Here is a 13,885-nt window from a genome sequence, read left to right as displayed (position 1 = left end):
TAACAAGAAACATCTGTCACGTTTCGATAGTCCAGGAATTTAAAATTCTTATACAAATTACTTTATACCTATGTATTTCGCATGTTTTTACTTTTTAATTCTATATAACTAATCAATTTAAACGAGTTTTATACAGAAAAAGTAAGTAGTAAATTGCTACAATCGTTATGGTAGCTAGTGTATCATCTCTACTTTATTTTATCCACAGTTTAATTTTTCATTTTTTATTATAAGAAATCAAAATGTGAAAAAAGACTTCCGATAAAGTCGATTCGACATAGGTATTTTTGATCGTGGTCAGATCTTCTCCTCCCTTTAGTAGCTCAATTGTTTAGTGTATAAACGATACATTACCTTATCTCCATCCTTACCTCGTCAAATTTATCTACCGCGATTCAAGCACACTGCACCCAAAATAAGCATGCTCAAAGTTGCATGAACCGCTTGTACACCAAGCAGCAGTGATTTCCCCTTACTTTCCCACGAATGACTTGCGTAGCAGATATAAAAAGAATGGTGCCCCAAGCAGTGTGGTCACAGCACCTACAGGCAAACTGGTCAAATTATTCTCCATCCCTGGGAAAGGTAGCCTAAGCGTGACACTTTGCCCGATCCAGTCCGAAGCGAGTAGCAGAAAAGCTGCAAACAACGCACTAATTGGAAACAAATAAATCGGTCTCCTCCCTACGAGCAGAGCCGCAATATGCGGACCAATCAATCCAATAAAACCAATTGCACCAACAACAGACACGGATGCAGCCGTTAAGGCGGACGCAACAATAAGAAGGATGAAACGTGTACGATTCACAGCGAGACCCAGCCACGATTGCGATAAGCGCACGCGGCAGCCGCAAATTCCATACAATGTGACGAAAGTCGGTATCGCCACCTCCGTTAAATAACGCTCGCTCTACTTCCTCAGGTGTTAACATCGTTTTGCCCAGCCCAATAAGCAGCATACCTACCGTCCCGTGGCTTCCCCTAGCTGCAAGCACAACGCAAAATCCACCGAAATCGAGTAGGAGCATGAATTTGTTCATGCGCCTACTCGATTTCCTTTAGGGCCGTAAAACTCAGGCTGCGTTGCAATGGTGCGAACGCAGCTCTCGGCAATGGCAGTTGGTTCGAGTCCCAGCTCTGCCATTACATCAACGCAAAGAGAAACGACACATACAACGTTCACTACCTTATTAGGAAATTCAAGCTCCGTGCCAGTTGCATCGACAACCGTTTGCGATTCGTATTGTGTTGTCTCAGTCGAAGGTACATCCGTCGCATTGCCCACCTTTTTGTTGGTGTCGTTGCCACATGCTGAAACGATTAGTGCAGTAGCTAAGAGTAAGCGAAGTACTTTTATCTTTGGTCTTTTCATTATGCAAATTCTCCTTACCTGTTATTAATAGTAATCATTACGTTTTATATTATATCAGAATGATTCCGTTTTGCACAGCTAGTAGAAGAATGAATAAGCAATTCATGTCGGCCTACCCACTTCACTCCTACTATTATCACAACTGATTTAATAATTGAAAGCCTTGGAATCAATTCCATAACAAAAAAGAAGAAGCACCTCACGTATAAACCTGTTAAATCACAGGCTTGCGCGTGAGGTGCTTCCCTTTTCCATAAGAGTCACCATTCAAGTTCAAGTAAAATCGGGCAATGATCGCTTCCAAGTACATGCGGATGGATTGTCGCATCCTTCAATAACGGCTTCAACTTACTTGACGCCAAAAAGTAATCGATACGCCAGCCAATATTACGCTCCCTTACCTTACTCATATAAGACCACCACGTATAAGACCCTTCCTGCTCGGGATGGAAATGACGGTATGTATCAATGAATCCTGCTTCCAATAGCGCAGACATCTTCCCACGTTCTTCAAATGTGAAGCCCGAATTCCCGATATTCGATTTCACATTCCGAATATCGATTTCTTCATGCGCCACATTCATATCACCACATAAAATGACGGGTTTCACCTTGTCTAGTACAGTTAAATAGGCATGCATCTCATCTTCCCAATCAAGACGGAAGGGTAGACGTGCCAAATCTCGTTGAGCATTCGGCGAATAGACATTTACCAAATAGAATTCTGAAAACTCAAGCGTAAGTATCCGGCCTTCATCTTCCGCAGCCATTTCCCCAACGCCATATTTGACGGATAACGGTTGTTCTTTCGTGAATACTGCTGTTCCGGAATAACCCTTCTTCAAAGCATAATTCCAATATTGATGGTAGCCATCCAACTGTAAATCGATCTGCCCTTCTTGCAATTTCGTCTCCTGCACACAGAAAATATCTGCATCGACTTCTTCAAAATAGTCAAGAAAACCTTTCTTCACACAAGCACGTAGCCCATTAACGTTCCAAGAAACCATTTTCATCTTTGATACTCCCCTTTTTCACTTGCTATTTAAGTTTCGCAACATGCCATCTTCGTACTCAATGTAAGTCACATCTAAAATATCCATTCAATTTCTCCATAGTTTAGCGATTTTATTGTTTGTATATTGTTGCATCTTTGATTCAAAACTAGAGTTTGTTGTTATACAAGTTTATTCAAAATCTCTAATTTATCTAAGTCTTTTTTATTATTTTTTGCTCTTCTATACCCGTCTTGGGACGACTTATTATAGACTTTAAGGTAATCCGATACAGTGAGTAAGTGGTATTTCGCTCCGTCATCTTCAAATACATCTAATTCTTTATAATTTATATCCGCAAATTCTACTAAATCCTCCGTAAAAGCAAACCCGATTTTAATATCATTTTTTATAAATTCATGTTCATTTAAGTCAACCATTGTATAGCCTAACTGCTCCATTGCATGTTGGAGGATATTCCATTTCTCTTCTAAAAAAGTTAAGGGAACAAGAATATCAATATCTTGGGGAGAAAAGTCGACTTTTGTTATTCTTACAAGTCCCAATGAACCATATAAGACAGGTACAATGCCTAACTGTTGGTTTAAAATTCTAGAAATGTTTATAAACTCCCGATATAAATAGAGTTCTCTAGTCATAATTTCTCCTTCTCTTAACCTTTATTAATACCAAGTGTTCCAACTGAGGAAAAGCATCGCTAAATGCGATGCTTTTGGCAAAATCGATATATTTAACTGACTTATTCGCTTCTGCGAACGGTATCCGTTACCATAAATACTACTTTCAAACCTCCGGAGCTTCCATGCCAAATTCGGCCCATTCCTCACGTGTTGGTCCGTAAACACCCGGTATACGAAGACCCGCTTGACGCATCAGGACCGTCAGTTGACCGCGGTGATGGATCTGGTGAAAGACAAGTATTTGTAAAATCGTTGCGACTGTCCATCGTTCACCGTACATATCATGTTCATCCGATAATATGGCATCTGTCCAGTTATTTTGGATAGCACTTATCATCGCTTCGTTGCTCAATTGATATGCTTTGACAATGGCGATAGCTGATGTCGGTAAAGGTCCTTCATGTTTCGCCCCTTCAAATTCTAGGCCTGTCCGCGATACCATTTCATGAACAGTTGTTACGATATGCCATGCGAGACGGCCAATCGTTCGTCCTTCCGCTGTTACCTCCTGTGCGAGTGATGCATCTGTCAATGTATCGAGCAATTTTTGAGTCGATTCACTTTCATATTTCCAAATGGTCAAAAAATCTTCAATGGTTCTAAACATCGTTTCCGCCTCCTTCTCTTTTATTTATTCGCTAAAAGATGTGAATTTCCCTTTTATGTCCTCTAAAAAACCCCCGTAAGCTTCACGGGGATCTGAACTTATTTCCTATTAAATGCAACCGCTATCTGCGCACCGATAACTGCATTGTTCTTCACAAGCGCAATATTGGCATCCAAACTTTTTCCTTCTGTTAGGTCTTTCACTTTTCCAAGCATAAACGGCGTGACATCTTTACCCGCAATCCCATTCGCTTTTGCTTCTTCAAGTGCTTTTTCGATGATGCCATTGATGAAACTTTCTTCCATCGCGTCTTCTTCACGAATTGGATTTGCAATGATAGCTCCTCCGCTTATTCCAAGATCCCATTTCGCATGAAGCATATCCGCAACTGTATTCACATCATCCGCACGTAAATTGACTGGGAATTCACTTGCGCGCGTGTAGAATGCTGGCAAGACATCTGTTCCATAACCGACAACTGGAACGCCTTTTGTTTCTAAGTATTCAAGCGTAAGGCCAATATCTAAAATCGATTTGGCACCGGCACAGATTACAGCTACATCTGTTTTTGCGAGTTCTTCAAGGTCTGCAGAAATATCCATTGTCGTTTCTGCACCTCGATGCACACCACCGATTCCGCCAGTTACAAAGATACGAATGTCAGCAAGGTCCGCACAAATCATCGTCGCTGCAACAGTCGTCGCGCCCAATTGTTTTGTCGCAATTAGATAACCGATATCGCGTCGTGATACTTTCGCTACCCCTTTACTATTGCCGAACATTTCGAGTTCTTCATCGGACAGTCCGATTTTAATCATCCCGTCAATTAATGCAATTGTTGCAGGTACAGCACCGTTGTCACGGATAATTTGTTCCACTTCACGTGCTGTTTTCACATTTTGGGGATAAGGCATACCGTGAGAGATAATTGTCGATTCGAGCGCAACAATCGGTTTCCCTTGTGCCATTGCTTCTTTCACTTCGTCTGAGTAGGATAGATACTTTTTCATTTAAAATTCCTCCATTTCAATTTCAATCTGTGCTTTTGATAATTCGGGACGCACCGTATACGATGAACCCAGTGTTTTCGATGCGTTGACGAGCCCACGCTGAATTGCTTCGCGTGTATCCATTCCTTCCAAATGCCCATAAAGTACGCCAGATACGAAAGCGTCACCTGCTCCAGTGACATCTTCAACAGTAGCACGTTGAATTGCGGGGAATCTGAGAATATCCCCTTCAGTGTTTCCTGCCATTACACCACGAGCACCAGCCGTGACAGCTACATTTTGCGCACCCACATCCAGAAGTCCTTGTACCGCAAGTTGCCAATCCTCATCATTCTGAATGGCAATCCCTGTATAGGTTTCAGCCTCATCCTGATTGCAGATGAACCACGTCACACCCTCCAGATTATCCGGCATTCTCACCATTTTCGGGGATGAAACAGGAACAATCACAAGTCCAGTACCGTGGAATAAAGCTCGTTCTTTTACATATTCAACCGTTTCTTTCGGGCAATTTAAATCGATGACCGCGAGCGTAGCATTCGCAATCAGTCGTTCATGTGCTTCGATATACGCAATCGATAATGATTCATATACTTCCATATTCGCCATCGCGACCACAAGCTCGCCGTCAGGACTAAGAACTGCGGAATAAGATCCTGTCGATTCGCCCGGCAACAGTCCGACAGCTGTTACATCCATATGTACTGCGGATTGTTGCTGAATGAGTTGCCAGTCCGCATCGTTACCTGCAACGGTTAGAAGACGGATGGTAGAGCCCAATCTACCTAAATTTTCACCGATGTTCCGAGCAACACCGCCAACTGACACAGTCATCGTAGCCGGGTTCGATGTGCCAAGCTGTGCCCCTTCATTCAAATGGAATTTTCGGTCGACGTTCGCTCCACCGATACAAACAATTTCATTATCTCGGGACAAAATATATGCCCGTCCAGTAATGATGCCGCGCTTTGTCAGTCCCGAAATCAGATTTGCCAATGCGGGTCTGGACATGTTTAGCTGATCCGCCATTTCCTGTTGGCTTAAATAGGGGTTTTCACGTATCAGCTCAACGATTGCCGTTTCCTTGTCATTCAATGTCATCACCCTTTTTAACATTTGTTTATATCATAAACTTTTGTTTGTTTAATTGCAAGAAAAAACTCGGCAGGAGATCACCGAGTTTTCTTTCACCTTCTAAGTCACTTCTCATTGTTGGTTAGCTGTTCAAGTTTTGTAACGAATCTAGTTCGCCAGCTATCCGATAGTGCATCTACGGAAAGGATCTTTTTAATGGCATCCATATTATTTTTATCATGATACATAATGTCGTTCGCAAATGCAACCGAGACTTTTTCAGGATGAACCGAAGTTCGTTTAATCGTAGAATCCGGCTCCACCATGCCTTCTTCAAGTACCCGACAGTAAAATCCAGTGTACCCCGTATTTTGTACACGAAGCGTCAAATCTTTGACATCATGGCGACCAGCAATTTTATAACATGGCTGCCTTGGTTGACTAATTTGAAGAACCGCTTCCCCTATTTTGAAAACGTCTCCGATATGTACATCTTCTTCAAGCATGCCAATGACCGTTAAATTTTCCCCAAACGCCGCAATAGGCAACTCCCTCTTAAGATCCTGTTCCCAATAAGAATAATGCTCATACGGATAAACGCAGACTGCTTTATCGACACCGCCGTGGTGCTTAAGGTCTGCTTGTCCGTCCCCTTCAAAATTTAGTTTTGCAAGATGGGTATGTCCTGAGACAGATTCCTTATAAAAACCGGTTTCAACTTCCTTGCCATTGAAGTTTGCAGTTTTGGGTTTCCCGACATTCAAAGATAAGATGTTCATCCTAAATTCCCCCTATTTTATATCTATATCAACTAATTGCTCCTGCTACATCATACAAATCCAAATCAATTTTAACCTGTTCTCCCATCGCAAGCATAGCGAGTTGCTGGCCCAGAAAAGGTCCAACTGTCAATCCTGAAGCACCCAGTCCGTTAGCTATCAAAAGCCCTTTCACACCTGGAACCTCCCCAATTATCGGGAGAAATCCGGGTGTAAATGGCCGGTATCCGACGCGCGCTTCTATAAATGTACCATCAGCCAATCCCGGCGCTACCTCCAATGCTTTCCCTACTACTTCATGTAAACCGCCCGCAGTCACCCGTTGGTCGAATTCCATTCCATCTTCATGTGTTGCACCAATAACAACTCGTCCCGCGTCAAATGCAAGAATATATTGATCCGTTGGTGGCATGACGACTGGCCAATCAGCAGTTTCGGTCTGTTCAAGCTGAAGATGAACAATCTGGGCTTTCTGGCCACTCACTTGCAAATTAATTCCGAGAGGCTTTAATAGTTCATCCGCCCATGCTCCTGCTGTTACGATGACAGTTTCAGCCGTATAATCATTTCCGTCAACTCGGACACCCGTCACTTCATTATTCACATGAATTAATTGTGCTGAGCCATTCACAAATATAGCACCATGCTTCTTTGCCGCGTTGACAAGTGCATTCCGTAGTGCACGCCCGTTTACGCGCGCCGCCCCACTAATCTGAACGGAGGCATAGTCCGATGATAACGGAGGAAACAAAGCTAACGATTCAACTGTATTTAGTTGATGAATATTTCCAATTTCCGGCGCATTCTCACGTCTTTTCATCGCACGCTCTTCCATTTTCGAAAGTTTTGCGTCATCCGTATGCACACTAATCGCCCCTACTTGACGATAACCCGTATCCGTTTCTCCGTCTTCTTCCAGCTGTCGGATAAGCGCTGTGTAATAGGCCGCCCCATTTTTCGCCAGTGAATACCAGGCTTTGTTTCGTCGCTGGGACAACCATGGACAAATAATTCCAGCTGCCGCATCCGTCGCTTGTCCGGGATCTTGCCGATCTACAACCGTCACACTTGTCCCCGCTTTCGCAAGATGGTACGCCGTCGATGCCCCTAAAATTCCAGCGCCAATTATCATTATTTCTTTCATCTAAACACCTTTTTCTTTGTAACTTCTCCCACTATCATAACTAGATGGCCTAGCAACAACAATGAAAAAGACATAACTCGCTGAAAGTACAACGGGTTATGTCTTTTCGAATGACATGGATAATCGAATCGAGCTATTCGTTAAATTGGGATTTTAGTTGAATCAGGCACGTTTAAATCTAAATTCATTGTTATGTCGATACGAGGTAACCGCTTACCCTACCGTTTATTCTGATTCAAGCTGATTAAGTAAATGAATGACTGTATTTGACGCCCCTTGAAGTAACTTAAATGTTTCCTGTGCTGCTTCAATATGACCCGTATTGTAGTGCATAACTGCTTGCCTAGCAAATTCATGAACTTTCATATGCGGAGCTTCAAGCATGGTATAGACTTTTTTATTTTTTATTTGCAAATCTGTCATACCATAATACCACTTGCCTAATCTACACTCTTTGTAAGAAATTATCTGATCCGACTCCAATGTTTCGACTCCGATAAGGATATTATATATTTTCCATTTCCAAAGAAGATGATCTGTTTTCGCCACTCGAATAATGTCTTTATCTGTCAATTGTATATTTGTTTGTAAAAATGATAGCCGGTATTCGTCTAGCTTTTTACTCAACGTGAAGATAATTTCCCCCGTTTTCTTTGCAATTTCTTGCGAGTTTGTCCCTAAATCCAAAATAAACGAGTTACGCTCAGCAATTTCTATTACAGCGGAGGTCTGCTCTTTTGTCATCGCCGCAATTTGAGCAGTGGAATTATTGATTTCCTGCATTTTCGTCGTGATGGCTTCAAGCTCCTGGTCTGCAAGGACAGCTCCTTTTACACTTTGTTCAACCAATAATCTCGTACTCTCCATTTGCTCTGTGACATGCTTGGAAACTTGTTGCAACGAATTCATATTTCCACTAATTTGCTTCGTTTGCTTTCTCGTATGTTCGGCAAGTTTTCGTACCTCCGAAGCAACAATTGCGAACCCTTTACCGTGTACACCTGCTCTTGCAGCTTCAATACTTGCATTTAAAGCTAGTAGATTTGTCTGATCGGTGATTTTCCGGATGACTTCTACAACTTGATGTGTTTGGACAATTTCCTCGTTTAAATATCTAATTTGTTTTGCCACATCTTCAAATACCTGACCGACCTGCTCAATATTCTCCAGCGCGTCATTGATGACTTCCTTACTCTTTACAGCTGTTTGCACTGCTTCATCAGTACTTTCAGCAACTCTAAGCGAGTGATTGGCCACATCCATAATAGATGCACCCACTTCCTGTGCGGCAGATGTCACACTATGGCTTTCTGCAATCATTTCTTCCATTCCCATAATAAGTTCGCTGGTTGTTTCCAGTTCTGTTACTGATTCGAGCATATACGAAATATCAAATAAATAACGCTTAAATGTTTCTTCCATATACACACTTACAATAAGCTGCTGATCAAAAGCTACCAGTTTCTGAACTGCAAGTACACAGCTGATCAATTTTTCAGGTCGACCTTTAATTTTCTCTACTAAGATGGTGGTCATCAATTGAAGAAGCAAGTGATGTGCCGTCATGAAACTCTCAGCAGATAAATTAATTTTACTGTGTATTTTACCAATCACAATACGGCTTTTAACATAGTTTTGATTCACTTCTGCCTTTAGAAATTGTTCGACATACTGCTCCATTGTCTTTTTAAGCTTGTCAACAGTGGAATGCGTACCAATTAGTTCTTGAAGGTGGCTGACAGAAATAATCTGATCATAAAATGTTGTAACGAGTTCATCTTTATACTTTTCAAGAATTGATGCTGCTTCCCTTACGTTACGTAAAGTATTCTCATCAATCCCCATAAAAGTCAGACTCTCTTTTGCACGTTCCTCGACATCGAGACTTGTTACCTTGCCGTATGTAAAATACTGCTTCCACAATTCTTCTTTTCTTCTGAATAAGTTCAATTAAATCCCTCGCTTTTCACATCGTTTTTCGAGATGTATCGTTGACTATTTCTTAAATAGACTTCGAATTCATCTTCAGTAAGGGGTTTGCTAAATAGAAATCCTTGTGCTTGACTACAACCATCTTCATGTAACACTGCAAGTTGCTCTCTTGTCTCCACGCCTTCCGCAATGACATCCATGCCCAGTGTTTCTGCTATTGTAAGCACAGCTTTGACAATCGCCTTACTTTCTTCATTCGTATCGATATCTTCAATAAATGATCTATCGATTTTCAATGTATCTACAGGTAACTGTTTTAAATAACTAAACGAACTATAGCCCGTTCCAAAATCATCAATGGAAATACGAATCCCAAGACTTCTTATTTCCTCCAAGATTGATGTAGCATCATCTACGTCTACAAACGTACTCTCAGTCACTTCAATTTCAAGCCAACATGACTCAAGACCCGTTTCCATTAATATCGTTTCAACTTTAGTAACAAAGTCAGGCTCCATAAGCTGTTTGACAGACACATTTACCGATACTCTTAAAAACGGAAGTCCTTGTTGCTGCCATTTCTTATTTTGTGCACATGAACGTCTCATCACCCATTCTCCCAACTGGATGATAAACCCATTATCTTCAGCAAGCGGGATAAATCTCTCTGGCGAAATCAAACCAAGCTCTGGGTGTTGCCACCGAACAAGCGCCTCCATCCCATTGATTTCTTCACGAAAAAAGCTTATTTTAGGTTGGTAATGGATATGAAACTGTTCTAGTTCTATCGCTTTTCTTAATTCATTCTCCATCAATATGCGTTCAAGTGATTGCATCTCCATTTCACGGGTAAATAAAGCATAACCACCTCGCCCACTTTTTTTCACACTATAAAGTGCAGCATCCGCTCTCGAAAAAAGCACATCAGCTTCTTTTCCATTTTCAGGATAAATCGCAATCCCAATACTGCAAGACATTGTATAACTATTTCCCCAAATATCAATTGGTATCTTAAAGTATTCAAGAATTTTTTCAGCAATTTGCTTCACATCTAGAATATTTGATATTTTTGGTAAAAGAATTGTAAATTCATCACCACCAAGACGAGAAACAAGGTCATATTCACTAAGGGATTTCCTAAGAAGGCGGGCTGTTTCAATCAAAATCACATCGCCCATTTCATGGCCCCACGAGTCATTAATATATTTAAACCGATCGAGATCTAAAACCATTACAGTAAAACTTTCCTTCGTTTGTTTTGCATTCTCCACTTCTTTAAACAGCCTATCGAAAAAAAGGCGCCGATTCGGTAAATCTGTCAAAGGATCATGATACGCAAGGTGATGGATAACTCGCTCTGACTTTTTCCGTTCCGTAATATCCCGTGCTACAAAAACAAACTGACGCACTAATTCAGCGTTATCAAAAACTGGATTTATCTTAGTTTCACACTCCATATATTCCCCTCTGCTCGTACGAAAACGAAACTCGATCTGTGAAGAAAACATTTCTTTTTCCATGATTTTTCTCATTTCATCCACTACTGAAATACGCTCATCTTCATGAATCCAGTCGGTTATGGTAGAATTTTTCATCAATTCTAGGTTGTACCCTAGTACAGTTTCACACGAAGGTGAAAAATAAATGAAATCTCCATTCACATCAACAACCCCAATCAAATCGGATGTATTTTCTGTGATTAAACGAAATTGTTCCTCACTATCCCTTAATCTCTGCTCTGCTTCAATCCTATTAGTAATGTCATTGCGGATGGAAACATATTGATGCGCTTTTCCTTTTTCATTTAAAGAAGGAACAATTGTCGTATCCACCCAGTAAAAGGATCCATCTTTTGCACGGTTTTTAATTTCATCTCGCCAAATATTTCCTGATCCAATCGTTTTCCACATTTCTTTGAAAAATTCTGATGGATGAAATCCGGAATTGAGAATTCTATGGTTCTCCCCTAGTAACTCTTCCTCAGAATAGCCAGATATCTTGCAAAACTGTTTGTTTACGTTGACGATTGTTCCACGTCGATCTGTAATCGCAACGATGGATGACTTATCAAGTGCATATTTAACATCAGCTAACTCTTGTTCAATAGAATAGTCGATTTCATTCACTCCATCCTGTATTCTTTCATTCACTTTATGCCCTAGAGTTATGCAGGCCTAACTACCTATATACGCCATCCGTTTTACCCACAAAAAAACCGACCATGCTTAATATGGTCGGTTGCACTACTCGCTCTTAACCATTCAAGTGCCTAGCATAAGAATGATTATTCATAGCTCCCTGAGAAAACCAAGTCTGTTTACAACAGAATCATACTACATTTTACTCAGGAAGTATAATGATAATATTCACGAATATTATTATTCCAATATTGTTTTAGAAAATTATACTGTTCTATAAAAAATTGGTATTTACTTTTTTATACAGTTAATAATGCTGCGTCACTCGTTAATTTTTCACCACGAATGCGCTGGAATTCAGCCATTAGCTTTTCAATCGTTAGGTTATTCTTTTCTTCGGCTTCCACTTCTAATATGATTTGGCCTTTATCCATCATAATGAGACGGTTCCCCAGGTCCAGCGCCTGTTGCATATTATGTGTGACCATGAGTGTCGTCAACTGATTTTTTGCAACCAGCGTTTTTGTTAAGTTCGTAATCAATGCTGCACGGGCTGGGTCAAGGGCCGCTGTATGTTCATCGAGTAGTAAAATGGCCGGCTGCGTAAAAGTAGCCATCAACAAAGACAGTGCTTGACGCTCTCCCCCGGAAAGCATTCCAACTTTTGCATTCAGTCGGTTTTCAAGATTCAAATGAAGTGTTTCAAGCGACTCCTGAAAAATTCCCCTACGCTTCTTATCTACACCTCTACGTAAGCCACGTTTCTTGTTGCGGGAATAAGCTAACGCCAAATTCTCTTCAATTGTCATTGCAGGTGCCGTGCCGGCCATCGGATCTTGGAACACACGTCCAATCATCGAGGAACGTTTGTATTCAGGTAATCTCGTGACGTCTTTAGCTGCAATTTCGATGTTGCCAAAATCGGGGATAAGTGCACCCGAAATCATATTCATCATTGTTGACTTGCCCGCACCATTACTGCCGATGACGGTTACGAAATCCCCTGGCTTCAAATGAAGGTTAATTTCATCGAGTGCAATTTTTTCATCTGGCGTTGCTTCGTTAAATATTTTATTGATTTGTTTTAGCTTCAGCAACACCCGTCGCCTCCTTTTTCAGCATAAGGTCTTTCTCGGCCCACCGTTCCATAAGACGCTTTGATTTCCGTTTTTTCTCGCGCCGCTTCTCAAGAATCTGTGGCAAAATCAGAGCGCATATGACAATAACAGCCGTGATAAATTTCGTATCCCCTACGTCGAGTATATTGATGCGAAGAGCAAGTCCAAGAACAATTCGATAAATTATTGCCCCGGCAATAACTGCAAGCGTTGTCCGCATAATCGTTTTCGTACCAAAAATTGCTTCTCCGATTATAACGGATGCAAGACCGATGATAATCATCCCAATCCCCATGCCGATATCGGCAACTTTCGAATACTGAGCGAATAATGCACCTGAGAATGCAACCAATGCATTCGAAAATCCTAATCCGATAATGACGAGTGTATCCGTATTCGCCGAGAAACTTCGAATCATTTTTTTATTGTCGCCAGTTGCACGTATCGCAAGACCGACTTCCGTTTTCAAGAACCCATCTACGAAAAATTTGATGAGTAGTGTAATTAGTATCATGATGACAAGCGTTCCCCATGTAGAAGGCAAGTATTCGATGCCTAAATTTGAGAGGAACTGATTAATCGTCTTATCAATCCCAAGCGTACTCCAAAAAACTTGAAACTTACTAAATAGTGACTCCGTATTGAATAATGGAATTGTTGGACGGCCCACCGAACTATCGGTTGTAAGTCCCATGATCCGTAAATTGATTGAATAGAGCGCTATCATCATCAAAATCCCTGCAAGTAAGGCATTTATTTTTCCTTTTGTATGCAAGAGACCTGTAATGCAACCAGCGACAAAACCAAGTGCCATGGCCACGATTGTCGCTACTAACGGATTGTAGCCGAAGAAAATCATCGTTGCTGCAACCGATGCTCCCGTCACAAAACTTCCGTCAACCGTTAAATCTGGAAAGTCCAACACTCGAAATGATAAATACACTCCGAGTGCCATAATTGCATAGATGATTCCTTGCTCCACAGAGCCAAAAACAGCCGAAAACATAAAGAGTCA

At 41.2% G+C, this 13,885-nt stretch carries 13 protein-coding genes; all 13 read right to left on the bottom strand.

Annotated elements, in window-relative coordinates; translation table 11 throughout:
- Positions 1-472 precede the first annotated feature (472 nt).
- Positions 473-808: an iron chelate uptake ABC transporter family permease subunit gene (locus H4683_RS05540; protein WP_338062400.1), complete on the bottom strand. Its 336-nt coding sequence runs from the start codon at positions 806-808 to the stop codon at positions 473-475.
- Positions 809-1,036: 228 nt separating this feature from the next.
- Positions 1,037-1,372, bottom strand: a complete 336-nt coding sequence (locus tag H4683_RS05535) for a hypothetical protein (protein WP_192597839.1) — start codon at positions 1,370-1,372, stop codon at positions 1,037-1,039.
- A gap of 260 nt (positions 1,373-1,632) precedes the next feature.
- Complete coding sequence (locus H4683_RS05530; RefSeq protein WP_192597838.1) at positions 1,633-2,388, bottom strand: exodeoxyribonuclease III; 756 nt, start codon at positions 2,386-2,388, stop codon at positions 1,633-1,635.
- Positions 2,389-2,549: 161 nt separating this feature from the next.
- The gene (locus H4683_RS05525; RefSeq protein WP_192597837.1) at positions 2,550-3,026 is read right to left on the bottom strand and encodes a hypothetical protein; all 477 of its coding nucleotides are present in this window, start codon (positions 3,024-3,026) and stop codon (positions 2,550-2,552) included.
- Positions 3,027-3,171: 145 nt separating this feature from the next.
- Entirely contained in the window at positions 3,172-3,675 is a 504-nt protein-coding gene (locus H4683_RS05520; protein ID WP_192597836.1) for a DinB family protein, read from the bottom strand.
- 98 nt (positions 3,676-3,773) lie between these two features.
- Positions 3,774-4,685, bottom strand: coding sequence for a pseudouridine-5'-phosphate glycosidase (locus H4683_RS05515; RefSeq protein ID WP_192597835.1), 912 nt, complete (start codon positions 4,683-4,685; stop codon positions 3,774-3,776).
- Positions 4,686-5,786: a PfkB family carbohydrate kinase gene (locus H4683_RS05510; RefSeq protein WP_338062399.1), complete on the bottom strand. Its 1,101-nt coding sequence runs from the start codon at positions 5,784-5,786 to the stop codon at positions 4,686-4,688.
- A 98-nt stretch (positions 5,787-5,884) separates the two neighbouring features.
- Positions 5,885-6,538, bottom strand: coding sequence for an MOSC domain-containing protein (locus tag H4683_RS05505; RefSeq protein WP_192597833.1), 654 nt, complete (start codon positions 6,536-6,538; stop codon positions 5,885-5,887).
- Positions 6,539-6,566: 28 nt separating this feature from the next.
- Positions 6,567-7,682, bottom strand: a complete 1,116-nt coding sequence (locus tag H4683_RS05500) for an NAD(P)/FAD-dependent oxidoreductase (RefSeq protein ID WP_192597832.1) — start codon at positions 7,680-7,682, stop codon at positions 6,567-6,569.
- 225 nt (positions 7,683-7,907) lie between these two features.
- Positions 7,908-9,632, bottom strand: coding sequence for a methyl-accepting chemotaxis protein (locus tag H4683_RS05495; protein WP_275403062.1), 1,725 nt, complete (start codon positions 9,630-9,632; stop codon positions 7,908-7,910).
- Entirely contained in the window at positions 9,629-11,764 is a 2,136-nt protein-coding gene (locus H4683_RS22110; RefSeq protein ID WP_192597831.1) for an EAL domain-containing protein, read from the bottom strand. The genes H4683_RS05495 and H4683_RS22110 overlap by 4 nt, the downstream gene beginning before the upstream one ends.
- A 287-nt stretch (positions 11,765-12,051) precedes the next feature.
- Positions 12,052-12,849 (bottom strand): ABC transporter ATP-binding protein, encoded by a 798-nt coding sequence (locus H4683_RS05485; RefSeq protein ID WP_192597830.1) that lies wholly within the window; start codon positions 12,847-12,849, stop codon positions 12,052-12,054.
- Complete coding sequence (locus H4683_RS05480; RefSeq protein WP_192597829.1) at positions 12,824-13,876, bottom strand: ABC transporter permease; 1,053 nt, start codon at positions 13,874-13,876, stop codon at positions 12,824-12,826. Before H4683_RS05480 ends, H4683_RS05485 begins: the two co-directional genes overlap by 26 nt.
- Between the last annotated feature and the right edge of the window lie 9 nt (positions 13,877-13,885).

This window comes from Sporosarcina limicola (genome assembly GCF_014873855.1).
GTDB lineage: Bacteria > Bacillota > Bacilli > Bacillales_A > Planococcaceae > Sporosarcina > Sporosarcina limicola.
Note: the sequence above shows the minus strand (reverse complement) of the source record. Positions and strands in the feature narration are given on the sequence as shown.

Coding starts and splice junctions, on each gene's coding strand:
- H4683_RS05530 (WP_192597838.1), bottom strand. CDS start 2,388: ATGAAAATGGTTTCTTGGAACGTTAATGGGCTACGTGCTTGTGTGAAG.
- H4683_RS05500 (WP_192597832.1), bottom strand. CDS start 7,682: ATGAAAGAAATAATGATAATTGGCGCTGGAATTTTAGGGGCATCGACG.
- H4683_RS05505 (WP_192597833.1), bottom strand. CDS start 6,538: ATGAACATCTTATCTTTGAATGTCGGGAAACCCAAAACTGCAAACTTC.
- H4683_RS05520 (WP_192597836.1), bottom strand. CDS start 3,675: ATGTTTAGAACCATTGAAGATTTTTTGACCATTTGGAAATATGAAAGT.
- H4683_RS05515 (WP_192597835.1), bottom strand. CDS start 4,685: ATGAAAAAGTATCTATCCTACTCAGACGAAGTGAAAGAAGCAATGGCA.
- H4683_RS05525 (WP_192597837.1), bottom strand. CDS start 3,026: ATGACTAGAGAACTCTATTTATATCGGGAGTTTATAAACATTTCTAGA.
- H4683_RS05480 (WP_192597829.1), bottom strand. CDS start 13,876: ATGTTTTCGGCTGTTTTTGGCTCTGTGGAGCAAGGAATCATCTATGCA.
- H4683_RS05510 (WP_338062399.1), bottom strand. CDS start 5,786: ATGACATTGAATGACAAGGAAACGGCAATCGTTGAGCTGATACGTGAA.
- H4683_RS05535 (WP_192597839.1), bottom strand. CDS start 1,372: ATGAAAAGACCAAAGATAAAAGTACTTCGCTTACTCTTAGCTACTGCA.